The sequence below is a fragment of the Neglectibacter timonensis genome (assembly GCF_900048895.1).
Lineage (GTDB): Bacteria > Bacillota > Clostridia > Oscillospirales > Acutalibacteraceae > Acutalibacter > Acutalibacter timonensis.
Genome location: NZ_LT160639.1, coordinates 435,484 through 460,888, shown reverse-complemented (window position 1 = coordinate 460,888; position 25,405 = coordinate 435,484). Strand labels below are relative to the sequence as shown.

Here is a 25,405-nt window from a genome sequence, read left to right as displayed (position 1 = left end):
CAAGCTTTCTTCAGAAAGCGGAGAAAGAAGAGTCCAGGGCATCGGGGAGTAAGCTATGAGTCTTCGCCGGGAGTCCCCGCGGAATAAAAGTCTTTGCCAAGCTTTCTTCAGAAAGCGGAGAAAGAAGAGTCCAGGGCATCGGGGAGTAAGCTATGAGCCTTCGCCGGGCGTCCCCGCGGAATAAAAGTCTTTGCCAAGCTTTCTTCAGAAAGCGGCTGGAAAGCGGTCAGAAAGAATAAGGAGGAAGAAACATGGGAGAGGTTTATCAGATGGACATAGCGGGCTGCAAGAGGGAACTTCCTATCTGCCCGCTCAACGAGCATATGGACATTGCCGGATTTGTGATGTTCAGTGATGTGGAGATTACGGAAAAAACGGCAAAAGCCCTGTTGGAAAAGTGCCCGGAGCACGATATTATTGTCACGGCGGAATCCAAGGGAATTCCGCTGGCCTATGAAATGGCGCGTATCGGCTGCAGAAATTATGTGGTGGCCCGTAAGGGAGTAAAAGCCTATATGGAGGATCCCATCCACGTGGAGGTGAAATCCATCACCACTGACCATGTGCAGAAGCTGTATCTCTCCAAGGCGGACTGCGAAAACCTCAAGGGCAAACGGATCTTAATCGTGGACGATGTGATCTCCACAGGGGAATCTCTGGCCGCCATTGAGGAGCTTCTGGGCAGCATCGGCGGAAACGTGGTGGGTAAGGCCTGTGTCCTGGCAGAGGGTGAAGCCAAGGACCGTACGGATATCATCTATCTTGAACCGCTTCCGTTGTTCTTTAAGTGAAAAGGGTCTGCCGCGCTTCTTTGCGGTGACCGGGTTTTCGGTTTTCGCCGCACTGAGCACGGCGGCATTCCTGGGGGAAACGGTATCTATCGCCGCGGCTGTGCTGACGGCGGGCATTGCCATACTTGTTATGGGGATTCGGAGAAAAGTGGAACTTGTGCCGGTGATACTGCTTTCGGTATCACTGGCCTTTTCTCTTTACGCTTGGGCATATCATATACAGGCGGAGCCGTTCGAAGTGCTCGACCAGACGAAAGCGAGAATTCATGCCACGGTACTGGAGGGGCCGGAAGAGGAAAACCATAAGTACTATTATAAGCTGAAGGTCACGCGTGTGGAGGAAGTTCCGCAGCTTGGGAATTTTACCGTGCGTTTTTCTACCAACCAGGCTCTGTTCTGCCAGCCTGGGGATGAGGTGGAGTGTCTGGCGGGGTTTTACACCTTTGAGGAAGGCGGACTCTATTCTGCGAAAAACGCCAGATTGGCAAAAGGAACGGTGATGGGCGCATATCTGGCGGAATATGGAGGAACCTTCGTTATCCCTGCGGAGACAAAAAGCTTACTGGCCATTCTTTGGGAGGTGCGCAGATCTCTGCGCCGGTGTGTAGAGGGGCTGTTTCCGCAGGAGGAAGCCTCACTGGTGAGGGCTATGCTTTTGGGAGAGAAGGACGGCCTCTCTGCCGATGTGGAGTCCGACTTCCGGGATATCGGCGCTTCTCACCTGCTGGTCATTTCCGGTCTGCATTTGTCGGCCCTTGCCGCGTTCTTTTCTCTTTTTCTCTCCCTGTTTCGTTTGGGACGCCGGGTGAAAAACCTGCTTACTGCGGCGGCTGTACTTCTCTTTCTCATCTTGATCGGCTTTCCATTTTCCGCGGTGCGCAGCGGCATCATGCTGCTGCTGTTCCTCTTCGCCGATTGTCTCGGCAGAGAGGCGGACAGCCTTAACTCTCTGGGTTTTGCCCTGCTGCTGATTGGAGTGCTGAATCCTTTTTCCGGCGGAGATGTGGGACTCGCCCTGTCCGCCCTTTCCACACTGGGAATTCTGAAACTACAGTCCGGTATCTCCCGGGTGATAAACAGGCCCTTTCAAAACAGAAGGTATTTGCGCCGCGCTGCAGCGCCGCTGACGGCCTCTCTTTCAGTGAGTTTGGCCTGCGTGCTCGCCACACTGCCGGTACAGCTTCTGGTGTTCGATGGGTTTTCTCTGTTGTCGCCCCTCTCTTCGCTGCTGTTGGTGCTGCCGGGCACCTTGCTGCTGTATACGGCGGTACCGGCTGTGGTGCTTTCCCTGGTGCCCTGGCTCACACCGGCGGCCGCGCCGTTCCGGCTCTGTGCAGGTCTGCTGGCACAGCTGCTGCTGCGGGGTGCAGATGGTTTGGGAAGACTGCCTGTGCCCTTTGCAGCTGTGAGCCAGTGGGGAGCCGTGGTTTTTCTCTGCTTTTTAGGTGCCGCTCTGGCTTTGTGCCGCCTGGGCGGCAGGCGGCGTACAGTATGTGTTTCCGCTGCCGGGATGTGCGTTCTGGTGCTGTGCCTGGCTTGTGGTTTGGAGAACCGTGCGCTGCAGAGCGGAACTACCTTGGCCGTGGCGGACGAAGGAGAGGCTTCCTGCGTAGTGCTGCTTCAGGATGGAAAGGCGGCGGTGCTTTCCTTGGACGGCTACAACACAGGAGCAGCTGCTTCCATTCTAAAGAGAGCAAACGTGCGGGAAATCACTTCCCTGCGCCTGTCCGCAGATTCCTGGGAAGCCGCTGAGGCAGCCCGGCGGCTCCTGCGGAAATTTTCCGTCAAGCAGGTAATCAGGCAGGAAGCCCTGTATTTGGGAAAGGAGCTTGCAGGACTGATGGAGGGGATTCCTCAAACCGTATTTTCCGAGGAGCTTTCTTATGAGGCCATGGAGGGTTTGGAGGTCCGTCTTACAGAGGAGGGCGCACTGCTGACCTTTTCTGCCGAAGGCGTGGACACAGCGGTGGAAACGGGGAAGACTGAGAGAGGGACGTGCAGCCTTCTGCTGACCAATCAAGTGGAAAGCAGTGTGAATTCCTCATTTACTGTTCTGCAGACAGATGATATAATCGAGGAGACAGAAAGCGGCAGGGCGAGGTTCTGCATTTCTGCCGGGGAAAGCCGTATCATCTGGCTGCGGCTGAAGGATGGAACTGCAGCCATAAGGAGGGAAGACTGATGCCTGTATTGACGGAGAGCGATCTGAGACAACATCTGTCCTCAGGGGGATTTGCCAGTCTTTATGTGATTTTTGGAGAGGAAAAATATCTTGTGAAGCGGGCTGCCGTAAAGCTTATCAAGAAAGCCGCAGGGGAGGCCTTCCCCGAATTCAACCGGAATGAATTCCCCAGTACTGCCGGTATTGACGCTGTCGCAGACGCAGCGGAAGCGCTTCCCTTTCTGGCGGAGCACAAATGTGTGGCGGTTGCCGATTTTAATCTGGAAGAAAAAAATCAGGTGGAGCTCAATAAGCTCAATGAATTGCTGGACAACCTTCCGGAAAGCACTACGCTGGTGTTCTGGTATCCTACGCTGGAGTTTGATCCAAAAAAGTCCGCCAAGTGGAGGAATTTCCTTAAAAAGGCGGAAAACAGGGGCTGCACGCTTTTTTGTAAGCGCAGGGAGGCTTCTGATTTGCGGAAGCTGCTGCTGAAGGAGGCGGAAAAGGCGGGCTGTATGCTTTCTAAGGACAATGCTTCCCGAATCGTGGAGTACGTGGGGCCAGATCTGAACGCCCTGCTCAATGAGATGGAAAAGCTCTGCGCTTTTGCAGACGGCGGGGAAATCACCCGGTCCATGATTGAGGATATGGTGCCGAAGAGTACAGAAACCACGGTGTTTTTGATGGCCAACGCCCTGACTGCCGGAAGTTATGAAAAAGCATACCAGCTGCTGGATCAGTTGTTTTCTCAAAATGAGGAGCCTCTCTCCATTCTGGGCGCGCTTTCTTCCTCTTATGTGGATATGTATCGGGTCAGGGCGGCGCTTCAGAGCGGACTGCCCGCCACAGCCCCTTCCGGATACGGGGAATACAGGGGCAGGGAATTCCGGCTGAGAAATGCCGAACGCAGCGCCAAAGGAATTTCTGAGGAAGGTCTGCGCAGAAGCCTGGATCTGTTGCTGCAGGCAGACTTGCAGCTCAAGGGTTCCAAACTCGACGCCCGTATCGTCATGGAAGAATTGATTGCAAAGCTGCTGCTGGCGGCAAAAGGAGAGGCGGCATGATCCGGATCAAGGAAACCATCGTGGTGGAGGGAAAATACGACAAAAATAAGCTTTCCTCGCTAGTGGACGGTGTTATCATAGAAACCAATGGATTTGGAATATTCAAAGACAAAAAGCGCCTTGCAATGATCCGCCGCCTGGCGGAGAAGAACGGCCTTGTCATTCTGACGGACAGCGACGGAGCAGGATTTCTGATCCGCGGCAAGCTCTGTTCCTGTATCCGGCCGGAACTCATCAAAAATGCCTATATCCCCGATATCCTGGGAAAAGAAAAGAGGAAGAGCACTCCTTCCAAGGAGGGCAAGCTGGGCGTGGAGGGAATGGAGCTTGAGACCCTGCGGAAAGCTCTCCTGCGGGCCGGTGTCACAGTTGAGGGAAGGGCGGAACGCCGCAGCACGCTCACAAAGGTGGATTTTTATGAACTGGGCCTTTCCGGCCGGGAGAACAGCGCCGGAAAACGGACAGCGCTGCTGAAAAGGCTGGAGCTGCCGGAGCACCTGTCACCAAATGGACTTCTGCAAGCGTTGAGCGTCCTGTATACCCGGGAAGAGCTGTTTCAGCTTTGCGAGGAATTGGAAGACGATAAGGAGAGTTGAGCATGGAACTGACAAAGGATGCGCTGCGGGACGTATCATTCCGCGCCCGGGGGAAATGGTACCGGGGGGAGGATGTGGATGGGTTTCTTGCGGAACTTATGGTGGCTTTGGATGAAGCTGAACGGGAAAAACAGGAGCTGGAAGACGACGTCCGGCGCCTGGAACGGGAGCTGCACGCGGCGAAGGAAGAAACAGAACATCTCAAGCAGCACCTGACAGAGACGCTTCAGGCGCCCAGTCACCAGGAACTGGTATGCGCAGAGCTGGAAAAGGAGAGAGACGAGCTGATTGAAAGCATCAAGCTGCTGCGCAGGTTCCGGGAGGAATTCCGGAACAAGGTGCAGGGCGATGCGGAGGAACTGCTGCAGAACATACAGCGGCTGCCTTCCGACCAACTTTTATAAGGGAAGTGATGCGCCATGGGAAACGGAGACGGTCAGAGCCGAATCGACGAATTTTTAGATCTCTATAAACAGATGGAGGACGCACTGGAAGATAAATACCGGGGGACGCGGCGTCACTACTCCAGCGTTGTATTTGAATTTGCAAAGGATTATGAGAGCGGCCCTGTGCGGGATAAACTGGACGTGTGCCGGGAAATCCGGAACCTGCTGACCCATAACCCCAACTTGAACGGCGAACCCATTGTAGAGCCCTCCCAGTCTGTGGTGGAAGCTATGAAAGAGGTGCTGGAATTTGTGAAGCGCCCGCCGCTTGCCATGGAATTCGCCACCAAGGGCGAGCAAGTGATGAAAGCGAGCTTGAATCAGAAAGTGCTGCGATTGATGGAGGTTATGGATAAAAACGGATATTCCCATATTCCGGTGATGCGCGACGGGCAGTTCTGCGGGGTGTTCAGCGTTGGTTCTGTATTCCGGTATCTGCTGCGCAGCGGGGGAGAGGGAATCTCACCGGATACCACAGTGGCGGATATAGGGGGCCATATCCAGGTGAAAGACCACATGGAAAACTATGAGTTTGTTTCCAAGGACGCTACCTATATCACTGTGCGGAAAAAGTTTGAGCATGTGAAAGGAAAAAACAAGCGGGTCTCCGTTATTTTTATTACGGAGACAGGCAGCCCGGAAGAACGTCTGCTGGGTATGCTGACTCCCTGGGACGTATTGGGCGAGCCGGAGTAAGTCGCGGAATTCAGGTTATCTCCTGACAAGGGGGCCGCTCATCCATTTCCAGCAGCGAACTGCACGGACAGCCTGCTGAAAACGCCGCTGGAACTGACTCTGCCTGTCAGCTTCAAGGGCGTTTTTATTTGGTAAAGAATTTGTTTACCGATGTTGTAGAAATAATCCCCTATCGGTATAATGGTTAAGAAATGGGAACGAAAGGGGTTAGGAAATGGAACGGCATCAGATACAAATCAATCCGGATCAATGCATAGGCTGCGGCAGATGCGTAAAGGTATGTGTGGCGCGTAACATAGAGCTTCATGACCATAAGGCAAAAACGGTGTTAAGGAACTGCCTCCTGTGCGGGCAATGCACCGCGGTTTGTCCGAAAGAGGCCGTCTCCATCAGCGGTTATACCACCGGGCAGATCGAGAAAAAAGGCGAAGTCCGCCTGAAGCCGGAAGAGGTTTTAGACGTCATTCGCTTCCGGAGAAGCGTCCGGCAATTTCGGCCGGATAGGATTCCCGGAGAAGTGGTCAGGCAGATTCTGGAGGCGGGCAGGCTTACCCATACCGCGAAGAACATGCAGGATGTGTCCTTTGTTGTGCTGGAAAAGGAAAAAGAACGTGTGGAACAGATGGCGGTCAGCCTGTTCCGGAAGGGGAAGCCTTTTGCGGATCTGTTCAGTCCGATGGCCAGGAATCAGACCATAGGGGAGCGCTTCTTCTTTTTCAATGCACCCATAGCGATTGTCGTGCTGGCCAAAGATAGAACAAACGGTATTCTCGCCGCACAGAATATGGAATTCGTTGCGGAAGCAAACGGGCTCGGCGTACTATTCAGCGGTTTCTTTACCATGGCCGCCAACGCTTCCCGCAAAATCAAGAAAGCGATCGAAATGCCCAGGGGAAAGCGGGCGGCTGCAACATTGGTGCTCGGTTATCCCGACGTAAAATTTCTCCGGTCAGTGCAGCGCGAAGAATTGGAAGTCAAATACCGATAGAGGGCTTGAAAATGGATAGAGAATGTGAAGAGAGGCGTCAAAAAATCATTGCCGGGTTTCGGGAATGCAGGAATGCGTTCACAGCCATTGGGGATGAAACGAGACAGTTGATCCTGTTGGTGCTGTTAGAGAGCGATTTATCGGGAATTCGTGTTGGAGAAATAGCGGAGAAGGCTCATTTGACCCGACCGTCTGTCTCCCATCATTTGCAGCTTTTAAAGGCTTCTGGGATTGTCGCAGTACGGAGAGAGGGAACGAAAAATTACTATTATCTGAGTGCGGAGGAAACCTGTTGGGAAGAGATGGCCGGTTTGATCAATCTGATTTTTGCAAGTGTGCAGGAGATCAGCTCGCGATCTCAACAATCGGAGGGATTTTAATGGTTCTGTATTTTTCAGGGACAGGCAACAGTCGATATGTTGCGAAAAGAATCGGCAGAGAGATAGACGATGAGGTATCCGATTTATTTGAAAGAATCCGCAGCCATGATAATTCGGAACTCCGTTCAGAAAGCCCGTGGGTGGTTGTCGTTCCCACCTATGCCTGGAGAATTCCCCACATCGTGCAGGAATGGCTGGAGCATACAGCCCTTTTGGGGAACGGGGATATTTATTTTGTGATGACCTGCGGGGGAAGTATTGGGAACGCCGGAAAATACCTGAGGCAGTTGTGCGAGGGGAAAAAACTGAATTACCTGGGCTGCATGGCGGTTGTCATGCCGGAAAATTATCTTGCGATGTTTGACGTGCCGCCGCGGGAAAAAGCGTTGGAAGTGATCCGGAAATCGGAAAATGTGATAGAAAAAGCTGCCAATCTGATTAAGAGCCACAGTGGATTTCCACAGCCTGATATAACGGTGATGGATCGGGTAAACAGCGGCATAGTGAACGATATTTTTTACCCGGCGTTTGTTCATGCAAAAAAGTTTTATGCTACCGGAGCCTGCATTTCCTGCGGAAAATGCGTCAAGCTTTGTCCGTTGAATAACATCAGCCTCGAAACAGACAAACCCGTGTGGGGGAAAAACTGTACACATTGTATGGCCTGCATCTGCAATTGTCCCTGTGAGGCAATCGAGTATGGGAAGCACAGTAGAGGAAAGAACCGGTATCATTGTCCTGAAAACGGGTCAGATGAAAAGGAAGGATAGACATGTCTCAGGAATAAGAGAGCTGCTTTCAGCGCGAATTTTTTTCCTTCGCTTTCAGCTCTGTTGGTTTTAAAGGATAAAGGAAAAGCAGAGGCTCACATTGTGAACCTCTGCTTTTTTCTTTACTGGGCGCGTGCCTGCGAGGGCAGGCATCACCTCTTGTTTTGTCCAGTCATTTTAGTCAGGAGGGTGATCAGAGTATCCTTCTCCTTTTCCGAGAGGCTCTCCGTCATGCCCTGGCCCCACTGGGAAAGGTAGGTCTTGATGACGGGCACCAGCTCCCGGCCCTTGTCTGTCAGATAGAGATTGTTCTGACGCCGGTCGGCCTGGTCTGTCTCCCTCCGGATATAACCCAGCTCTTCCAGCTTTTTGGTACGGCGGGCCACATTGCATTTGTCGATGTACATGTGATTGGCAATGCTGTCCTGCGAAGCGCCTGGATGCCGGTCCACGTGCAGAAGGATCATATACATGGCTCCGGAAAATCCGTGCTCCCGCAGGCGCTCTCCCATGAATTTGCTGCGGCTGCGATGCAGACAGGTCACTGCCCTGCCAAGCTCCCGGGTAAAATCTTTGGAAAGCTCCGGACTGAATTGCTGTTCTTCTTTGGCCATGTGAATCCCTCCTCCTATCAAACAGGAATTTTAGCAGACGCCTTTTGTTAGGCGGTAAGGTCTCTATCATTCCTATTATAAGGCGAAAAGCGGCGGGCTGTCAAACGAAAATACAGTTATTCCGCCTCGTTTTGCGCCTGCAGCCTGTTTTGCAGGTAACAAGCCGCGATCTCTGTACCCTTGTTGGCATCGAGGGTGCCGTTGATTACCAGGTCGGCATGCCAGCGGGTGGGCTCGATCAGCTCGTTGTGGCGGAACCGAACGGTATCGAGATACCGCTCGGTAACCTGCTCAAAGCTCTGTCCCCAGCCCATGTGCTTTGAGATGCGGCGGACCAGGCGCTCGTCACTTTCCAGATCCACAAAAATTTTAAGGTTGGCCCGCTCCCGAATTTCATCCAGATATAGGGCGAACAGGCCTTCTACGATGATCAGATCGAACTCGCTGCCCTCTGCCGCCGCTTGGGCAAAGTCTGCATAAAAATGGGGCAGCTCAAGGGTATCGGGACTGTTGTGCTCTACGTACTCCTTCCGGGTGATGGGCGCGATTACCATAGGCGGCTCTTTTTTAAAATAGGAATCCATGTGCAGCACCAGAGTTTTGTGCGCTCCGCCTAAAAGCTCCCCCAGCCGGTCGGACAATGTGGATTTTCCGCTGCAGGTACCTCCGGCAACTGCAACGACATAGGGCTTTCTAGCCATTTTATGACAACTCCTTTGCCTATTTTAACAATTCACAAGGATAGACGCGGCAGACACGGCCATATTCCGCTTCTGATGGGGCCAATGGAGTGACGATGACGCGGTAGAGCTTCTCCAGGGAAGTTTTGATTTCCTCATCGCTGGGAAGCGTACCGTTCATAGGAAGAACCATGATACTGTATTCTACGCCGAACAGCATAGAGCAAATTCCAGTCATGTTACAGCCGCAGTGCTCATAGAAACGGATCCGCCGTTCACGGAGCTCCGCTTCCTGGGAGTTCTGCGCGCTTCTCACGCTTTCCACCTCGATCAAGAGGGAAGGGGCTCTGAATTTTTCGGCAAAATTCCGCAGCTCCGAGAGAAACCGGCCGCCCACTCCCTGGCCCCGCATACTCTCGTTTACCGCATAGTAATCCAGCAGGGCCGCGCCCTCTGAAACCACAAAATAGGCGTAAGCGGCAAGCGTGTCTCCCTCAAAGCAGCCGAAGCAGAGATATTCTCCGCTTTTCATCAGCTTTTCCATGCTGGAGTAGGGACGAAGTTCACTTGGCGGAAAATCCTGCTTCATTTTCTCCTGGTAGATCTGCCATACTTCCTGTGTGTTTAACTGTCTGGTCTCCATTGTCGATAATCCTTTCCCGGGCAGTTATGCCCGTCCCCTGCAGCCGCCAGGTTCAAGCCTGATGGCTATTTCCAGTGTAGCACATCCTGGCAATAGTATGCAAGGCCGTAAAATCCAGGAGAAGGTACGATTCTTATTGCACTTTCGACAGTTTTCGTGTACAATGAATACCAAATGATAATTTCTTATGAGAGAGTTTTTGTTTTGCCGCCAGACCATGATGGCCTGCGGTGTCACACGGTAGAATTTCAGTCAGCGTGTTCAACTGGAACCTCATGGATCGGCAGGGTAAAAAAATCAGAATTCGCCCCCTGCACTAAGGAAACCGAAGCGCAGGATGTTGTTCTGCCGGAACACTGGAATTCTGGAGGCTCTCTTTTTTGTTTTCGAATTTTGGCCTAATTGGGAAACCGTAAAAAAAATTTTGGCCTCTGCGGCTGTTGTTCAATTGTTTAGAAGGGACGGACTTCTATGAATTCAGTAAAAAAAAGGAATCTTTTTTTGCTTGTGATATCGGTTTTGATTCTAGTGCTTGTAGTGATTTCTGTGGCGGTGGCGATGCGAGGTCCACGCACAAGCCCGGTGGAGGTGGTTTCCAAGGGGAAGGACGGCACATTGCTGATCGACGACCTGAACGATGGGAAAATGACAATTCCCGACTTTGATATCCCAACCAGCAGTTATGATATCGATAAGTTCACGGAAAAGGATGGGATCATCACCTACGAAAATGGTCAGTCCGCGCTTGGGATCAATGTCAACCAGAACCGGGGCGATATCGACTGGGTCAAGGTCAAGGAGAGCGGTGTGGAGTTTGCCATGATCCGAGTGGGCTATCGCTCTTTCAAGACGGGCTTGATCACGCCGGACTCCAAATTTGAAGAGAATATGAAGGGGGCAAAGGAGGCCGGCGTGGACATCGGCGTCTATTTCTTCTCCCAGGCGGTCACGGATGCCGAGGCGGAGGAGGAGGCCAGCTTTGTGCTCCAGCAGATTCAGGGCTATCAGGTGACCTATCCGATTGCTTTTGACTGGGAATTTGCCATCAAGGATGACGGCAGTATCAACGAGGATTCCCGCACCGTCAACTGTACTGGCGAACAGATCACCGGTTTTGTGGATGCTTTCTGTAAGAAGATCAAGAAAAGCGGTATGACGGCCTGCTATTACGCGGATAAAGCAATGGGATATGAGAAGCTGGACCTCTCCCGGCTGTCGGGATATGACCTGTGGTATGCGGAATACCAGAAAGCGCCCAGCTTCCATTATGATTTTAAGATATGGCAGTACACTTCAAACGGCGAGGTGCCCGGCATTTCCGGTAAGGTGCCCATCAACATTGCGCTGAAGTCTTACGGCTCTTGACAAGAGTTTTCCCGCCCGCGCAGTCCTCTGCTGCGGGCGGCTGTTATTTCTGAAGGGGTGTCGCAAAAATGCGGCCGATAAGACCGGAATACAGAAGAAAGGATAGCACGGCTCCCTGAAATTCCCACAAGAAGGGCTGTGCGTATGGATGTCATTATGCATGAATGGAAAAAGAGGCGGTTGTTCCTGGTCCTGATTTCTGCCTTGGTTGCGTTGGCAGTGATTATCGCAGCCCTCGTCCTCATTTTGGGAAACCGGGATGCCCAAAATCCTGGCAAAACGGAGAGCTCTCAGTGGATTCCAGAAGGGCAGCTGCTTGTCAGCGATCTCTACGAGGGAGACCGGTTGATTCCGGAATTTGATCTGCCCAGGAACGAATATGAGACTGCCAAATTTCAAAAGAAGAACGGGCTGATAACCTATTCCGATCCCGCCGCTAAACTAGGTGTGGATGTATCTGAGCATCAGGAGAATATCGACTGGGAGCAGGTGAAGGCGGCTGGCGTTGATTTTGCCATACTGCGCCTGGGATATCGGGGCCATACGGAGGGACTTCTCTATGTGGATGAAACGTTTGAGCGGAATCTGGAGAACGCAGAAGCGGCTGGAATCGCGGTAGGGGTGTACTTCTTTTCCCAGGCCACTTCAAAGGGGGAGGCGGAGGAAGAAGCGGAATTTGTGCTGACGGCTCTGGGGAATAAGAAACCTGCCTATCCGGTGGTGTTCGACTGGGAGCAGCCGTTTCCCAGTGAGGAGATTCCCGCCGAGGATCTTCGGGCCTATAATTGTACAGGAGAACAGGTTACCTCTTTTGCAGAGGCTTTCTGTGAAAAGGTGAAAAAGGCTGGGCTTACGCCGGCTGTCTATTTCAACAAGACCATGGCCTATGAGTTCTTGGACCTGGAAAAGTTGAGTGCCTATGATTTCTGGTATGCCGAGTATCAGGACGCTCCCAGCCTCTACTATGACTTTGCCATGTGGCAGTACACCGACAGTGGAGAGATTCCGGGTATCGGCAATGTGGATCTGAATATTTCTTTTAAAACCTATCAATAAAAATGAGCTTCCCGAAGAACCAGTTTCGGGAAGTTTTTTCTTTTGCCTGCAACCGGAAGAGAAGTAGATCCCTCTAATAAGTGTAAAGGCCTTTGCAAGACTGAGCGGTGAAGCCGCCGGAGAAGAGGAAACAGGATGGAGAAATTGGTGAAACAGGCACAGAGGGGGGATAAAGCCGCCTTTCTGGAGCTGATCGAGGGGAATAAGCTGTCGCTGTCCAGGGCGGCCATGGCAATTGTGCACAATGAAGAAGACGCCGCGGACGCCGTATCGGAGACGGTGCTCACTGTGTTCCAGAAGCTCTGCACACTGCGGGAACCAAAGTATTTTAAAAGCTGGATGATGAGAATTCTAATTTATCATTGCTATGACATTCTGCGCAGACGAAAGCGCAGCGTCTCCTGGGAGACGCTGCCGGAGGAAAACCGGGAAGAGATCTGGGAAGATCGGGGACGGGATGAAGTTCTCGATATCCGCTTCAGCCTTTCAGCTTTGGCGGAGAACGACAGGCTGGTTCTCACCCTCTATTATTTGGATGATTTGTCGGTCAGAGATATTTCAAAGCTGCTGGGCGTGACGGAGAACGCGGTGAAGTCCCGGCTGATGCGTGGAAGAAGCCGGTTTCGCCGGATTTATGAGGAAAGAGAGGCGGAAAGCTGTGAAGCATATGAAAGAGGATGAGTTTACACTGCAGGAACTTCGGGAAGAATTGGAGCTGAGAGCGGTGCCGGAGAAAGTGGAGGAAAAATTGAAGGCGCTGTATGCCGAGCTGCCGGATGAGCTGCCTGTCCGGGGCGGAGGCGCCCGCAGTCTGCTGAAGGTACTGGGAACTGTGACGGGGACAGCTGCGGCGGCGTTTCTACTGTTGTTCGGCCTGAATACTGTAAACCCGGCTTTGGCGGAAAGCCTGCCGGGGCTGGGAAACCTGTTCCGGAACCTGAACGGGACCAAAGTGACGGGAGGAAATATTCCCACCTATGACGACGCGGTGAAGCCGTTGGACGTTGCCGCAGAGCCGAAAGCAGGGGAACAGGAGAAGCTGAATTTTACGGAATACTATTCCGACGGAACCTATCTGTATCTGAGTCTGAAACTGGAGGCTCCCGGGGAAGAGAAAGAGATCGCCTGGTATTCCCCGGAATGGTATACGGATGAGAAAACCAGGATGGGTATTGATCTGTCCCAGGTAACCGTAAACGGAAAGCAGGCGGAAACCTACAAAAAGCTTTTTCTGGAGAAGAATGGAGAAGGAGCCTATGAGGGGACCTGGGCAGTCAGGCTGCCGGAACGGGCAGAAAATGGGGAAAGCCTGACGGTGCAGGCTTCGGTTCCAGAGCTTTACGGCACCAAAACGGCGAGGTATCTGGACAATCCGCCGGACGCCGTCCTGAAACCTGAGTTTAAAGCCTCCTTCACCGTGACGGCAGATACCTCTCACAATCGGATATCTGAGGCGGAGACGGAGGATAACGGTGTAAAGGTACAGAAAGTAGAATGCACGCCTGCCAATATCAGGATAGGGCTGGACATCCCCTTTTGGGGAAGAGAAAGCGATACCCTGCTCAACACCAATGCAATTGCCCTGGGATATCCGGTACTGACCCTGGAGGATGGAACCAGGCTTTCTCACAGCTTTGAATCCCCTGACTTCGATTGGGATTATGACAATCTGAAAAATGGGGGACGCATCCAGGGTATCTGGGTGTATGAGGGCGCGCCAGAGGACAGCGGCACTGCGATTTTGCGGATCTATGAGAAACAGTCCGACCTGCTGTTTTCTGTGGGGGATGCAGAGCTGGACCACCGCTTTGTCTTTGCAGAATTCACCATTGATTTGAATACCGGGCATGCAGAACCCAGCAAGCGCTACCTGGAGTTGGGCATGGAAAAACTGGATACCGGTTCCTACGACCGAACAGCAAGGCATGCGCCTTTTACCAACGGCTATTTTGTCCATTGCTGCGAAGTGGAGGAAGGGGTAGAGCCCATAGACGAGTACACCGCGAAGGGGAACGGTGTGTTCACACAGAATGTAATTCTCTATACGGAGAACCCGGAATACCGTGCGCTGGAACTGCGCTGTTATCGTGACGGAGAACTGATTACCTCACTGCGCTCCTGCCCGGAGGAGGAATACAACCAGACCGATGAATATCTCGACGGAAGCATAAGCTATTACAAGGGCGAGGAGGGGGAATTCTACTGCAGTCCCATTCGTGATCCAGAGCTGACGGCAGGAATCGATATGACAGTGCTCTCCTTCCATGTAAACTACGCGCCGGATACGCGCAAGGATGGGGAGTGGGGAAGCATCCTTCCCGAGGACCGTTTTGACAAGCTCACTTTGGCAGATCCGGAAACAGGGGAAATTTTGATCGAGGACGTGTGGGAGACTCTTCAGCAGGAAAATCTGGAAACCTATGGAGAACGTTTTTCTTAAGTACCGGGAGCGGCGGAGATTTTCCCGCCGCTCTTTTCTGTGCTGCTGAAACCTCTTGCTATTCTTTTCTTTATTTTACTGACTGCCTCTATTATAACCCCCCAGTTACGCCGGATGTGAAATTATGCTCCGACGGAACACGGGGGAATAGTTCCAGTACAATGGTTCGGTCTGTCATGACAATCGTAAAGCTATCGATAACCGGAATGAGAAACGTGCGGACGTGGAAGGAACCGATTACCATGACGGGCAATTTTCCCCCAAAAAAAGCTGTGCAGAAATTTTCTTGAAAATCCTATAGCAGAAGTCGGATTTAGTTTAGTAAAATAGTCAATGCGTTTTTTAGTTGACCTTTTCTTCCTTTTGTGGCATTATTTAATTTACAGCAATATTTGAAAGGAAGTTTTACTAAAAGGCATGGTGAGGGTATGGGGAAAATGACTTTAAAAGAATTGGCAGACAGACTGGATGTGAGTGTTTCCGCTATCTCTCTGGCAATAAATGGGAAACCGGGCCTTTCAGATGAAACACGAAGCAGGATACTGGCGGAAGTGGAGAGCGTGGGTTATCCGCTTAAGGAAAGGGCAGAACAATTCACAAAAATTCTCCTGCTATTCTGCAAGGATTCCGGCAGTTCGCGTCCTGGCAGCACACACGGAACAGACTATATCTTTATGGATCTTCAGCAGGGGGTTTTGGATCTGGCTTCCAGCGAAAACTGTGTTGCGGCCATTCAATATTGGGATGTGGAAAAACCTCTCAATTTGGATTCCTTTCGGGATTATGTCGGGATTTTGTTATTCAATTCGCCTGTGCTTTCTCTGGAAAAGCTCGACGAACTGCTTTCCTGCGGCATTCCCTTGGTCTTGGTAGATAACGTTTTTCCACAGCGGAAGGTCTGTTCTGTTTCCATAGACAATGAAGGCGGCATCATCAGCGGTCTGGAATGGCTATTCAGCCAGGGATGCCGTCGCCCTGCTTTTGTAGAGTCCCAAAACGGCCATATGCGGCGCAACGAAATGGAACGCAGAGAGACGTACCGGTATTGGATGAGGGAAAAGGGGCTGACGCCCATGTGGATGGATCTTGTCAGGGACAAGGAACTGCAATCTTTTAAAAAGCAAATGCAGGAATTGAAACAGAAACCCGACGCCCTTTTCTTCTCCTCTGATTATTTGGCTTTTAGCCTGCTGCCTTTGCTTTCGGAGTTTGCATCTCAGAATGGTCAGAGCTGCAAATTGATAGGCTTTGACAACCTGGTAGGCCGCATTCCCTCTGCTTATACCTTTTCCTCTGTAGATATCAATTCCGTTGTCAGGGGCCGTGAGGCTCTGCTCCTTCTGTTGAGGGTGGTCCGCGATAAGGATTATCCTTGCTGCCATATTCGTGTGGGGACGCAACTTGTTGTCCGGGAGAATAAAGGTGAATTTCCAATATAAAATGTCCGCCGGCTGTGTGAGAGCCGGCGGACATTTTATATTTCACATGATAAACCTCGTTGCTTAGCCGTCTCGACAGAGGCTTCGATCAGTGCTTCTCTGTCGTCTGCCAGTATCCAGCCGTGGGCAACAGCGTTGTCTACGCTCTTTTCCACCAAAGTCCGGTAATGCCCGATATCCCCATAGATTGCATTCAGCCTTTCTGAAGAGAAGGGGAACTCTGTACCAAACATCTGCTGAATACCGCCGTCCTTCCTGAGCGTGTAGCTCTGACATACGGAAGTGGGGCAGTCTGCCGCGGGATAACGGATGCCGCCCAGCGCGTTTCCAAAGGAGTCGGTCCTGTTGGCTACCTGAACGCCGGTAGGATCGGTAGGACCATAGGTCATCTCTGTTATGATTTTTGGTGCGTAAGGGGCGGGGATTCCATCCCGCACCCAATGATAGAGCGCATCGAAGGCAGCATGGAAAATGAAATGATAGGGTGTGTTCAGGGCCTCTCCCTGATACCCTTCCCAATCCATGTCGCGGCCCAGCCGGTGCAGACTTTCTGTACCGTAACCCAGGTGGTAGTAATCTACCAGATTATAGCGGTTGTCGTGGCTGGAGCAAGGGATTTGCCAGGTACGGAATTTACAGTTGGGTTCATCGAAGTTTCCATACCAGAAGGTACTCCTGTTCTCACTCTCAGTATTGATGGCAATACAGGGCTCCTTGGTACAGAGCAGGCTGGCAGTGGGCCGTCCTTTGCGAAAAGGGGTGCTGAAGGGCTCATAGGCATTGATCGGCGCATTGGAGGCGCCGCTTCCTGCATCGATATATCCGTCAAACAAAGGACCGTTTTGACAGTTCTCCGGAAGATAGGCAAAGGTGTTGACCACACGGGACAAGTATGCGCCGGACTGGGACCACCCGGTGAGATAAAGCCAGGCCTTTCCACAGTCCGCAATGGGGTTCATAGGGGACTCTGTCCGCAGGATTTTAGCCAAATCGAGAAGCATATCCCAGAACAGCCCCTGTTCATACTGGGGCAGGAATCCAAAACGGCTATTTTTCACTTCATCACAGGGGACGCGGTTTGAATTCGGATTGGCCCAGTTGATGGGTGCATAGCGTTGCGGGTCATAGGCCTTGAGAGCGTCTACAACATGACCCTTACTGGTGATGCCAATATAGATGTCGCCATGTCGGGTGAAATATCTCCAGCAGTTTACCCAAATGCGGTCGATGTCCATCATGGCGGAGGCGTTGAGGATTTCGATAACCACATTTCCGCTGAATTTCTTGGGGTCTTTGGGACGCCGGATGAGAAGCCGGGTGGTATAGGGAGCGTCTGGGATTTCCACAACAGGAACTTCTTCTTCCTCCCGGTATACGTTTGCCGTGCCTGATTGGAAATATTCTTCCTCGGCATAGCCCAGTTCCTCCAGGGGACAGACCTTTAATGCTGTGGCAAAAGGACGTGTCTCCTCGGTGACGGGGACTTTTCTAATTTCAGTAATCATATCTTTTCTCTCCCTTTTTCTCTAGTTTTTGTCCCAGATTCTATTCAAGTAATAACAAACTCTGCAGTCGTTCCTTTCGAGCTGCCGGTCAAATTGGCCATCCGGTGTTAACTTGCGCAGAAAACAGAAACAGCCGCGCCCATCGGTAACATCCAGATGTTTCTCCATCCCTTTTTCCCGAAGACCGTCCGCCACAAATTCCATATTGGGCGATCTTCTGGCGCGGACTGGTTTTCCGTCTTTGCTTGTTACATTTGGGATGCGGTCCTCATATGGTTTATAGTACTCCTCTCCTTCGTCTTGATGTCCCTCTAAGATGTATTTCAGCGTGTCATAATACCGCTCGACATAGGAAGCGTCGTGGATGCCGTTGCCGGCACATAGGAGGTCATAAGAATCCCTGAAGGATAACCAGCGTTGCACATTACGGAAGGAATACTCAACGGAAATTCGGCTGTCAAAAAAGTTCCCATTCAATTCATCCCCGCAAAAGAGTATGCGGTTTTTTCTGTCCAGGAATTGCAAGGAACCCATACAGTGCTCTTCAACCTGATAGACTTCGAGTTCTCTGCCTTTCAGATTGACCACGTCGCCGTCTTTCAAAAACACCACGGGATAATCGTCTGGAAACTCTATTCCGGCAAAGTCTGCGAAAGGACGGCAGCGTTCCTTATAGCACTTTTCGGACATATAGACGGCATCAAAAAGATAGTTGCTGGCAGTGTGGTCGAAATGATTATGCGTATTCAATAGGCGGTAAAGAGGCTTGTCAGAAAGGGATTGGCAGAAGGCCCGGATATTTCCTGCGCCGCAGCCCCCGTCGATGCAGATCAGCTCATCCTCTCCTTCCAACACGTAGGTATAATCTCCATCACTCAGCACCTGCCATGTTCCTGAAGCAATCTTCTCAGCTTTAAAGTAGGGCTGGTCCATAGGTTGAATGTTTCCGTCGCTGTCTTCCAGCAAAATGCCGTGAAGCGATGAAAAATCCACAGGTTCCATATTCCTTTTCCATTTCATGGTATCATTTTTCCTTTCCTGGAATGGTGATTGTGAGAACCGCAAAGCACGTCAATGGATGGCTTCTCCGATTTTTTTGAGGTAGAGAACAACCTCTCCCAAATATGGCGGAGTAAAGTCAAAGGCTGTTCCTCCTTCAAAAGGTTCCCCGGGAATCGTCTCGCCGGTATTGGGGTTAAACCATTCTACAGAAAACGGTCCCCGCGCTCCAAATAAGCGTACACGGAACTGTCCGGCGGCCGGTGCATACACCAAGTATTCCTTGCCGGGGACGGCGAGACAATATCCCGTGGAGGACAAATTACCACTCGGCAAGGCGTGTACTAGATCGATTCTTTCGGCAAACATCCTGGTTTGCCCAAGAGCTGTGCGAACTGGTTCGCCCCAGTTTTTCGGCAGCATATATTGTTGGCGTCCGAAAAGGTTTGATACAGGATGAGCCTCGTCCTCATATGCGCCCATATTCCGCATTTCACCCCAAAAATCCATAAAGATCGGGTTTAGTCCGCGCATAAAGGATTTCCATGCCCATTGGCTGGTTCCCCAAAATCCTCCAAGGTGGTCGGTGTCCGCCAGAATAACTTTCCTGCCATCGCTTGCCGGCGGGTTCTGACAGTAATCCTCGGAAACATCTTCCACACCAGGGCTTATTGCCTCTGCCGGACTGACGAATAGGCTTTCATTTTGGGCTTGAACCAAGTGACTCATCCAGACAGGGTGCTGTTTCGGCATGTTTCTCTCCGTATCGTGTATGAAATCAATCATCTCATACTGCCAGTAACGGCTCCAACGGAATGCCTCGTTGGCAATTTCGTACATCACATTATCAAGATCGTTTACGGTTTCAATAACACGCTTTATGTACTTCTTTTGATAGGCCGTTATTTCTGGTATGTCAAGCGTGTGAACTCTTAGATGCTCTTCGGTAACCATAGGGTTAACATCGGCCATAACGTCCATGTGGGATTCCACAATTCCTTCTGGATTTCCATCGATACCATTTATATTGTTGGCTTTGTGAAAGGGATGTCCGGCAAAAGGATAGCCGTCAGGATTCCTTCGCCTGCTGTCAAGCGACCAGCCTTCAAACAACATGACGGAGACATAAATGCCGTTCTCGCCTGCTTTGATTACCCGGTCTCTAAGGCGTTGGAAATATGCTGTATTAAATTTGTTGAGGTCGTACACTGGGTGATCCCCTAAATGACCATCCTGATTTACATCCACATAGGGGAACGGTTCTGTCCGGGTCATTGCCGGTGGGGTTGAATGCCCTGGTCCAAAGCCGCTTTCTCTTGTCCATAGTCTAAGAAAATTATGTCCATGTGCTGCCATGTCCGCGATATAAGCATCAAAGTCAATTACCTCCTGGGGAGATCCGTCATTCAGCATTACATGATCTACCAGTGCTCCGTGGACATGGGAACCGGTTAAATAAATTGCCCTGCCGGAGTCATCCGTAAAATAACGCGGATTCACGGGTGAAACCCGTAAGGGCCCATGCATGGGAAATTTGCTGTCCTTCATACTGCCAACCTCTTTTCTCTGTGATAGTGCGATTTTTGTGCCACTAAAATTATATTAAATATTTTAGAATTAATTTAGTAAAATGTCAAGTATAATCTAAAAAATCATTTGACGATCTCTTTTACCTGTGATATGATCTAAAGTAATAAATGCGATTGATGCTGTTTTTAAAGAAATCTAAAATTTTAGTAAATTGATGATGGGCGGATCATGGTTGCTTTCTTCAATTGATCCGCAGTAAAGAATGGAGTGTTTTTATGCCAACTGAAAAAGATACCATGCAGGAATTTCTAGAAAAAATGTTTGGGCTGATGCGGGATGTCAAAGCGGAGTTCGGTCCCGAAGAGCATGATGCGGTCGAGATTTTTGAGGATTCTCCCTGTTATCCTCTGGAGGATCTGATAGAGCTCTATCATTTGGGCGAAGCGGTATACCGTTGTCCCAAGGAGGAACGGTATAAGCACGTGGAGAATTTTTCCCAAAAAAGGAGAAGCATGAAAAAGAGACCGGACTCCCCCGAGCGTATCTATCTCTGGCCGGAGGGAAGGATCCCTACGTTAACCGACTATTCCGACAACAGCGAATATCGCTATAACCATAACCCCGATTTTGCACCTTATATGTACGCACTGACACTGCCCAGGGAAGTGAACCCAAAGGGCGCCGTAGTGGTTTGCGCCGGAGGGGACCATGGTTCTTGCTCTCTGCCGGAGGGCTTTCAAAATTGTTTGGATTTTCAGAACATGGGGTATCAGGTTTTTATGCTCAATAACCGTCCCAATCACAATCCCTGGAGCGAAAGGGAATGCGGCGCTGATGCGGCGCGGGCGATCCGCATCATTCGTCGTGATGCAGATAAATACAGAATCGACCCTCACAATATTGCTTTCGCCGGATATTCCAATGGCGGCGTCACCGGTGAGGCTTGCATTCTCTTCTACTCCGGCGATAAAAAGATGACCGATTATTTCCAGGACTATCAGCCCGATGAACTTGATGAGGTCTATGGTGCTCCCGATGCTTTTCTCTGTATTTACGGCCCACGGTTTGCCGGTGCGAAAGTTGATTATACCGGAGTTGTCTATCCTCCAACTTTTTTTGCAGTAGGCAGGGAGGACGGCGCCATGGAGAATCTGCACGCTACCTATCCGGATCTTATAGCCCATGGAGTACCGGTTGAAGTTCATACTTTTGCCGGAGTTCCCCACGGAAAGGCCGGAGTACGTGTTGTAGAGGGGCAAGTAAATTATCCGAATTTTGAGCTTTGGCTGCCTTTGGCAGATGCCTTTTTGCAGGATGTATTCCATAAAGAGCAGGAGGACTTTTTTGTGTGATGCGTCGTTTCCTACAAAGGATGGCAAAAGGAAGCGCTGTATTTGAAAATATGTTGTTTTTCAGGGAACAGGAAACTGAATGGGGGCGTGCAAGAATAAGGTGACCCTTGTTCTTTGATAGGCAAAGAATACAAAAGAATTAAAAAAACAGCGAGTAAGCCATAATCGACTTACTCGCTGTTTTTGACACCGGTAGGAAACCAGTTGCCAGAGTACAGATTCTGGCATCCTGAGTTTGACCGGGGGTGAGTATGGAAAGTGCCGATAAAAAAGACACCCACCATACTCCCGGGCAGATAAATGGGAAAGATCTGCGTCATTCTTGACTGATAACTATTCTTTCACTGCGCCGATGGTGATTCCTTTTACGAAGTAACGCTCAAAAAATGGGAAAGCAATCATCAGCGGAGCCATAGACAAAACTGCAATCGCCATTCGCACCGTTAGGCCGGGAACTTGCCGGCTAGCGGAAGGGACGCTGCTGGTGTTGGCTAGATAGGAGATGTTGTTTGTCATATTACGCAGTACCTGTTGAATACTGGCATACTTTGCATTATCAACATAGTACAGTGCGTTCTGCCAGTCGTTCCAATAAGCAATTGCGCTTAGAAGGCCGATTGTTGCCAGGATTGGCGTAGAGAGCGGTACGATAATACTCCGGAATATCTTGAACTCGCTGCATCCATCGATTTTTGCTGATTCACGGAGTGCCGGAGAGACGCTGTTTGCAAAGTAGTTTCTCAGTAAGATTACATTAAATGCGCTGCATAAAAGGTTAGGGACAATGTAAGCAAAATATGTATTTTTAATATGAAATACTGTAGTGTAAAAGTAATAAGTGGGAATAAGGCCTCCATTAAACAGCATGGTGAATAAGACGAAAAACATGAACACTTTTCTGCCGGGGAGATTGCGCTGTGCCAGTGCATAGGCCAGACAGGAAGAGATTAGCATGCTTACCAGGGTGCCTACAAATGTTACCCCTATGGTAATTGCATAGGCGCGTCCCACCACATCAAATCTTGTTAGAATGTAATCGTACGCTTCAAGGCTGAATTTCTGCGGCCATAAGGTATAACCATACTTGATTACTGTCGATTCGTCGGAAACAGAAGACATAAAAACGATCATAATTGGAATGATGATCGCAAGCGCGCAAATCGTTAGCATCGTAATCGAAACGGCCAGATATACCGTTTTTTCCTTTGGTTTATGCATATGATTTCCTCCTTTGGTTTAAAAAATTGCGTCGTCAGGGCTGATTCGGCGAATAACCCAGTTTGCCAAAATCACCGTGACAAACCCTATGACAGACTGGAGAAAACCTGCTGCAGCGGAATATCCGAGATTTCCCGAGCCGGTGAGCCCCCGGAATACATAAGTGTCAATTGTCTGTGTTGTTTTATATAGTGCTCCGTTTCCCAGGGGGACCTGATAAAACAGGCCAAAATCCGACTTGAAAATAGCGCCTAGACTAATAATCATCAATGTAATGATTGTCGGTTTCAGCAGTGGCAGAGTGATATACCAGAATTGCTTTGCCTTGCTTGCACTGTCCAACTCTGCCACTTCGTAATACTCTGGGCTAATAGAGAGCATACTTGAAAAATAGACTACACTACTGAAACCGCTTCGCATCCAAAAATGTACAAAAATTAGAAGCGCAGGCCAAACTTCGGGTGTTGTATACCATTTTACTGGATCTAAACCGAGTGTGGGCAGGATTGTCTTGTTCATAATCCCTGTGTCAATGCATAAAAATGCGTATACAATATATGTAATGATTTGAATGGAGAGAAGCGAAGGAAGTAAAAGTGACGTCTGAAAACACTTCAGGATTTTTTTGCTTCCTAGTTCGTTCATAAAAAAAGCCAACGCGATACCGACAATCGGGTTTAGAATCAAAAAGATCAAGTTATATACAAGTGTATTTCGGATAATCAGAGGAAAATCCGAAGACATCGTCAAAAATTTGAAATTCTGTAGCCCAAGAAATTCTCCGCTAAAAATACCATCGACAAGGTTTACTTTTGTAAAAGCCATATATAAACCCAGCATGGGCAGATAGTTATTGATAAGCAGATATGCAATACCTGGAAGCATAAAAATGTAAAATGGAAACCAGGTCTTGGCTTTTGCTAAAATCTTGGATCGATTCATATTCTAACCCTCCCACACAGCAGTGACTGCTGTGGCTTTTTTGTTTAAAGAAGGGTAAGAAAAAATTCTTACCCTTCGTTTTCAGTCAAATACAGAGATGTGCATCAATCAGATACATTATTGCTTATTTGAAATAAACTCATCTAACTGCCGCTGCGCTTCGTCGATGATTTTCTGTACTCCGTTGTCAAGGAGTGCCTGTTGGAATTCTTCTAACTTGGATGGCTCCAGTGTACCGGAGCCAAGACCCGGATCATACTGGGTTATCACATTTTGAACGGCTGTTATCTCGCCTTCGACAGGTGTTGTGTCAAACACAAAGCCCAAAGCTTTCGAAGGTGCTGCAGCCATGTTGAATTCATCCATTTCTTCCCACAAATTGGAAGGACTGGGGGCCATCACATACTGCAAATAATTGTTGGGGAGTTCCCATTTTCCCCAGCTGTAATACGACACGGTGGATGCATCTATGCCTTCAGGATACTCAATGATATTTGGATCATCTGTCTTAATATAGTGGACGCCTTCAATGCCCCAAGATAACAGATTGTTTAGATCGACGTCATAGTATAAAAGGTCAAGCAATTGGCAGGCACGTTCAGGATCTTTGCAGTTCTTGTTAACGCCCCAATTAAAGTTTGTGTTTGTCACGAGAACTCCGTCTTTCGGATCAGGCATACACACCGCAACCATTTCTGTACCGCAGGAGACGGTTTCTTGTGATTCAATACCAGGCTTGTAGGACGTTCCGTACCCAGCTGCCGTTCCGGCGACAACTTGTTCAAATCCATTCAGAATGCTGGAGTCATACATCAGCCCCTCCTCTGTCCATCTATATGCCATTTCAATGGTATCTTTATAGAAATCACTAAAGAACATGCAGGAGACTTCCGATGAAGTGGCCGGATCCATCAGACCGATGCCCAAGCCTGTCCCTATGCACATATCCGTCATGTACTGCGTGCCGTCTTCGCGGGCGTTGACTGTGCTGGTGAACAATGTACTCCGGCCCGCGGTACCGTTTGTCAAGGGATACATGTCAGGATGGTTTTCCTTAATTTTACGAAGCAGGACTTCAAAATCTGCAAATGTTTTGATCTCTTCTGGATTCATTCCAGTTTCTTCAACGATATCTTTGCGCATCATGTAGCAAGAGTAGGAAACCCAGTCCTTAATCGCCGGCAGACCTAATAATTGATCGCCATTATATCCATTGCTGATAAAATTTCCAAGTGCTTCTAACGCGTTGGGCATCAGATCTTGATACGGTGTTAAATCAGCGTAGTAATCTTTATAGGTGTTCCAACTGAACCAACTGTTGAAAACGTCGCATGGTTCACCAGAGGAAAGCCACAGATTCATGTTTGTTCTGGTGTCGGTAAACGTGCAACGTTTGATATTTAATGTGACGTTTAATTTCTCATTAAGAAGCTCATTGATTGCTTCGTCCAACATGGCGTTGTCGGCGCACTCTATGCCATCCGTTTGGATGACCATTGTTAGCTCGACTGGTTCGCTGTTGTCCACACCACTGACCGTTTTGGTTTCTGACTGCACAGAATCTGCCGATTCCAATGTGCTAGACGGGGATGACGATTCCGTTTGTTCACAGGCTGCTAAGGAAACTAACATGAAAGCGGCCAGAACAATTGCAACAAAATTCTTCATAACATGATTCCTCCTTACTAAGTCGTATTGCGTCGTATTTGTGGCTTACATTACAATGA

General features: G+C 49.9%; 24 protein-coding genes. 15 read left to right on the top strand and 9 right to left on the bottom strand.

Annotated elements, in window-relative coordinates; all coding sequences use genetic code 11:
• The first annotated feature begins 251 nt into the window (after window positions 1-251).
• From BN3911_RS07205 to BN3911_RS07165, 9 genes are all read left to right on the top strand, one after another.
• Window positions 252-791, top strand: a complete 540-nt coding sequence (locus BN3911_RS07205; protein WP_066863364.1) for a phosphoribosyltransferase family protein — start codon at window positions 252-254, stop codon at window positions 789-791.
• Complete coding sequence (locus tag BN3911_RS07200; RefSeq protein ID WP_187127703.1) at window positions 763-2,973, top strand: ComEC/Rec2 family competence protein; 2,211 nt, start codon at window positions 763-765, stop codon at window positions 2,971-2,973. The genes BN3911_RS07205 and BN3911_RS07200 overlap by 29 nt, the downstream gene beginning before the upstream one ends.
• Window positions 2,973-4,019, top strand: coding sequence for a DNA polymerase III subunit delta (holA, locus tag BN3911_RS07195; protein ID WP_066863358.1), 1,047 nt, complete (start codon window positions 2,973-2,975; stop codon window positions 4,017-4,019). The genes BN3911_RS07200 and holA overlap by 1 nt, the downstream gene beginning before the upstream one ends.
• On the top strand, window positions 4,016-4,615 hold the full coding sequence (locus tag BN3911_RS07190) for a ribonuclease M5 (RefSeq protein WP_066863355.1): 600 nt from the start codon (window positions 4,016-4,018) through the stop codon (window positions 4,613-4,615). Before holA ends, BN3911_RS07190 begins: the two co-directional genes overlap by 4 nt.
• A 2-nt stretch (window positions 4,616-4,617) precedes the next feature.
• Window positions 4,618-5,019 carry a DivIVA domain-containing protein gene (locus BN3911_RS07185; protein WP_066863352.1) on the top strand — a complete coding sequence of 134 codons (402 nt, stop codon included), beginning with the start codon at window positions 4,618-4,620 and terminating at the stop codon, window positions 5,017-5,019.
• A 15-nt stretch (window positions 5,020-5,034) separates the two neighbouring features.
• Entirely contained in the window at window positions 5,035-5,757 is a 723-nt protein-coding gene (locus BN3911_RS07180) for a CBS domain-containing protein (RefSeq protein WP_066863349.1), read from the top strand.
• A 214-nt stretch (window positions 5,758-5,971) separates the two neighbouring features.
• Entirely contained in the window at window positions 5,972-6,745 is a 774-nt protein-coding gene (locus tag BN3911_RS07175; protein WP_066863346.1) for a nitroreductase family protein, read from the top strand.
• A gap of 11 nt (window positions 6,746-6,756) precedes the next feature.
• The gene (locus tag BN3911_RS07170; RefSeq protein ID WP_066863343.1) at window positions 6,757-7,125 is read left to right on the top strand and encodes an ArsR/SmtB family transcription factor; all 369 of its coding nucleotides are present in this window, start codon (window positions 6,757-6,759) and stop codon (window positions 7,123-7,125) included.
• Window positions 7,125-7,895: an EFR1 family ferrodoxin gene (locus BN3911_RS07165; RefSeq protein ID WP_066863341.1), complete on the top strand. Its 771-nt coding sequence runs from the start codon at window positions 7,125-7,127 to the stop codon at window positions 7,893-7,895. Before BN3911_RS07170 ends, BN3911_RS07165 begins: the two co-directional genes overlap by 1 nt.
• Before the next feature lie 152 nt (window positions 7,896-8,047).
• Here the strand turns inward: BN3911_RS07165 and BN3911_RS07160 are convergent, their stop codons facing one another.
• The 3 genes from BN3911_RS07160 to BN3911_RS07150 form a co-directional block, all read right to left on the bottom strand.
• Window positions 8,048-8,509: a MarR family winged helix-turn-helix transcriptional regulator gene (locus BN3911_RS07160; protein ID WP_066863337.1), complete on the bottom strand. Its 462-nt coding sequence runs from the start codon at window positions 8,507-8,509 to the stop codon at window positions 8,048-8,050.
• Window positions 8,510-8,625: 116 nt separating this feature from the next.
• A complete protein-coding gene (locus tag BN3911_RS07155) occupies window positions 8,626-9,210 on the bottom strand; it encodes a uridine kinase family protein (protein WP_066863334.1) in 585 nt (194 codons plus the stop codon).
• A 19-nt stretch (window positions 9,211-9,229) separates the two neighbouring features.
• Window positions 9,230-9,832, bottom strand: a complete 603-nt coding sequence (locus BN3911_RS07150; RefSeq protein WP_066863332.1) for a GNAT family N-acetyltransferase — start codon at window positions 9,830-9,832, stop codon at window positions 9,230-9,232.
• A gap of 507 nt (window positions 9,833-10,339) precedes the next feature.
• Here BN3911_RS07150 and BN3911_RS07145 point away from each other — a divergent pair.
• The 5 genes from BN3911_RS07145 (at window position 10,340) to BN3911_RS07125 (ending at window position 16,132) form a co-directional block, all read left to right on the top strand.
• On the top strand, window positions 10,340-11,197 hold the full coding sequence (locus BN3911_RS07145; protein WP_242871103.1) for a glycoside hydrolase family 25 protein: 858 nt from the start codon (window positions 10,340-10,342) through the stop codon (window positions 11,195-11,197).
• 144 nt (window positions 11,198-11,341) lie between these two features.
• Window positions 11,342-12,253 carry a glycoside hydrolase family 25 protein gene (locus BN3911_RS07140; protein ID WP_082942152.1) on the top strand — a complete coding sequence of 304 codons (912 nt, stop codon included), beginning with the start codon at window positions 11,342-11,344 and terminating at the stop codon, window positions 12,251-12,253.
• A gap of 135 nt (window positions 12,254-12,388) precedes the next feature.
• The gene (locus BN3911_RS07135) at window positions 12,389-12,934 is read left to right on the top strand and encodes a sigma-70 family RNA polymerase sigma factor (protein WP_066863325.1); all 546 of its coding nucleotides are present in this window, start codon (window positions 12,389-12,391) and stop codon (window positions 12,932-12,934) included.
• A complete protein-coding gene (locus BN3911_RS07130) occupies window positions 12,912-14,693 on the top strand; it encodes a DUF4179 domain-containing protein (protein ID WP_187127701.1) in 1,782 nt (593 codons plus the stop codon). Before BN3911_RS07135 ends, BN3911_RS07130 begins: the two co-directional genes overlap by 23 nt.
• A 428-nt stretch (window positions 14,694-15,121) precedes the next feature.
• Window positions 15,122-16,132, top strand: coding sequence for a LacI family DNA-binding transcriptional regulator (locus BN3911_RS07125; RefSeq protein ID WP_066863321.1), 1,011 nt, complete (start codon window positions 15,122-15,124; stop codon window positions 16,130-16,132).
• 35 nt (window positions 16,133-16,167) lie between these two features.
• Here the strand turns inward: BN3911_RS07125 and BN3911_RS07120 are convergent, their stop codons facing one another.
• The 3 genes from BN3911_RS07120 to BN3911_RS07110 are packed head-to-tail and all read right to left on the bottom strand — an operon-like array spanning window position 16,168 to window position 20,184.
• Window positions 16,168-17,637, bottom strand: coding sequence for an alpha/beta hydrolase domain-containing protein (locus BN3911_RS07120; protein ID WP_066863318.1), 1,470 nt, complete (start codon window positions 17,635-17,637; stop codon window positions 16,168-16,170).
• 21 nt (window positions 17,638-17,658) lie between these two features.
• A complete protein-coding gene (locus BN3911_RS07115; RefSeq protein ID WP_066863315.1) occupies window positions 17,659-18,657 on the bottom strand; it encodes an MBL fold metallo-hydrolase in 999 nt (332 codons plus the stop codon).
• 51 nt (window positions 18,658-18,708) lie between these two features.
• The gene (locus tag BN3911_RS07110) at window positions 18,709-20,184 is read right to left on the bottom strand and encodes a putative collagen-binding domain-containing protein (protein ID WP_066863312.1); all 1,476 of its coding nucleotides are present in this window, start codon (window positions 20,182-20,184) and stop codon (window positions 18,709-18,711) included.
• A 257-nt stretch (window positions 20,185-20,441) separates the two neighbouring features.
• Here BN3911_RS07110 and BN3911_RS07105 point away from each other — a divergent pair, with 257 nt between their 5' ends.
• On the top strand, window positions 20,442-21,518 hold the full coding sequence (locus BN3911_RS07105) for an alpha/beta hydrolase (RefSeq protein WP_066863308.1): 1,077 nt from the start codon (window positions 20,442-20,444) through the stop codon (window positions 21,516-21,518).
• A gap of 333 nt (window positions 21,519-21,851) precedes the next feature.
• Here BN3911_RS07105 and BN3911_RS07100 read toward each other — a convergent pair whose 3' ends face one another.
• From BN3911_RS07100 to BN3911_RS07090, 3 genes are all read right to left on the bottom strand, one after another.
• Entirely contained in the window at window positions 21,852-22,736 is an 885-nt protein-coding gene (locus tag BN3911_RS07100) for a carbohydrate ABC transporter permease (RefSeq protein WP_066863305.1), read from the bottom strand.
• A gap of 18 nt (window positions 22,737-22,754) precedes the next feature.
• Window positions 22,755-23,678, bottom strand: coding sequence for an ABC transporter permease subunit (locus BN3911_RS07095; protein WP_066863302.1), 924 nt, complete (start codon window positions 23,676-23,678; stop codon window positions 22,755-22,757).
• Between the two features lie 117 nt (window positions 23,679-23,795).
• The gene (locus BN3911_RS07090; RefSeq protein WP_066863299.1) at window positions 23,796-25,346 is read right to left on the bottom strand and encodes an ABC transporter substrate-binding protein; all 1,551 of its coding nucleotides are present in this window, start codon (window positions 25,344-25,346) and stop codon (window positions 23,796-23,798) included.
• Between the last annotated feature and the right edge of the window lie 59 nt (window positions 25,347-25,405).

Coding starts and splice junctions, on each gene's coding strand:
- BN3911_RS07205 (WP_066863364.1), top strand. CDS start 252: ATGGGAGAGGTTTATCAGATGGACATAGCGGGCTGCAAGAGGGAACTT.
- holA (WP_066863358.1), top strand. CDS start 2,973: ATGCCTGTATTGACGGAGAGCGATCTGAGACAACATCTGTCCTCAGGG.
- BN3911_RS07190 (WP_066863355.1), top strand. CDS start 4,016: ATGATCCGGATCAAGGAAACCATCGTGGTGGAGGGAAAATACGACAAA.
- BN3911_RS07185 (WP_066863352.1), top strand. CDS start 4,618: ATGGAACTGACAAAGGATGCGCTGCGGGACGTATCATTCCGCGCCCGG.
- BN3911_RS07180 (WP_066863349.1), top strand. CDS start 5,035: ATGGGAAACGGAGACGGTCAGAGCCGAATCGACGAATTTTTAGATCTC.
- BN3911_RS07175 (WP_066863346.1), top strand. CDS start 5,972: ATGGAACGGCATCAGATACAAATCAATCCGGATCAATGCATAGGCTGC.
- BN3911_RS07170 (WP_066863343.1), top strand. CDS start 6,757: ATGGATAGAGAATGTGAAGAGAGGCGTCAAAAAATCATTGCCGGGTTT.
- BN3911_RS07165 (WP_066863341.1), top strand. CDS start 7,125: ATGGTTCTGTATTTTTCAGGGACAGGCAACAGTCGATATGTTGCGAAA.
- BN3911_RS07160 (WP_066863337.1), bottom strand. CDS start 8,509: ATGGCCAAAGAAGAACAGCAATTCAGTCCGGAGCTTTCCAAAGATTTT.
- BN3911_RS07155 (WP_066863334.1), bottom strand. CDS start 9,210: ATGGCTAGAAAGCCCTATGTCGTTGCAGTTGCCGGAGGTACCTGCAGC.
- BN3911_RS07150 (WP_066863332.1), bottom strand. CDS start 9,832: ATGGAGACCAGACAGTTAAACACACAGGAAGTATGGCAGATCTACCAG.
- BN3911_RS07140 (WP_082942152.1), top strand. CDS start 11,342: ATGGATGTCATTATGCATGAATGGAAAAAGAGGCGGTTGTTCCTGGTC.
- BN3911_RS07135 (WP_066863325.1), top strand. CDS start 12,389: ATGGAGAAATTGGTGAAACAGGCACAGAGGGGGGATAAAGCCGCCTTT.
- BN3911_RS07125 (WP_066863321.1), top strand. CDS start 15,122: ATGGGGAAAATGACTTTAAAAGAATTGGCAGACAGACTGGATGTGAGT.
- BN3911_RS07120 (WP_066863318.1), bottom strand. CDS start 17,637: ATGATTACTGAAATTAGAAAAGTCCCCGTCACCGAGGAGACACGTCCT.
- BN3911_RS07115 (WP_066863315.1), bottom strand. CDS start 18,657: ATGAAATGGAAAAGGAATATGGAACCTGTGGATTTTTCATCGCTTCAC.
- BN3911_RS07110 (WP_066863312.1), bottom strand. CDS start 20,184: ATGAAGGACAGCAAATTTCCCATGCATGGGCCCTTACGGGTTTCACCC.
- BN3911_RS07105 (WP_066863308.1), top strand. CDS start 20,442: ATGCCAACTGAAAAAGATACCATGCAGGAATTTCTAGAAAAAATGTTT.
- BN3911_RS07100 (WP_066863305.1), bottom strand. CDS start 22,736: ATGCATAAACCAAAGGAAAAAACGGTATATCTGGCCGTTTCGATTACG.
- BN3911_RS07095 (WP_066863302.1), bottom strand. CDS start 23,678: ATGAATCGATCCAAGATTTTAGCAAAAGCCAAGACCTGGTTTCCATTT.
- BN3911_RS07090 (WP_066863299.1), bottom strand. CDS start 25,346: ATGAAGAATTTTGTTGCAATTGTTCTGGCCGCTTTCATGTTAGTTTCC.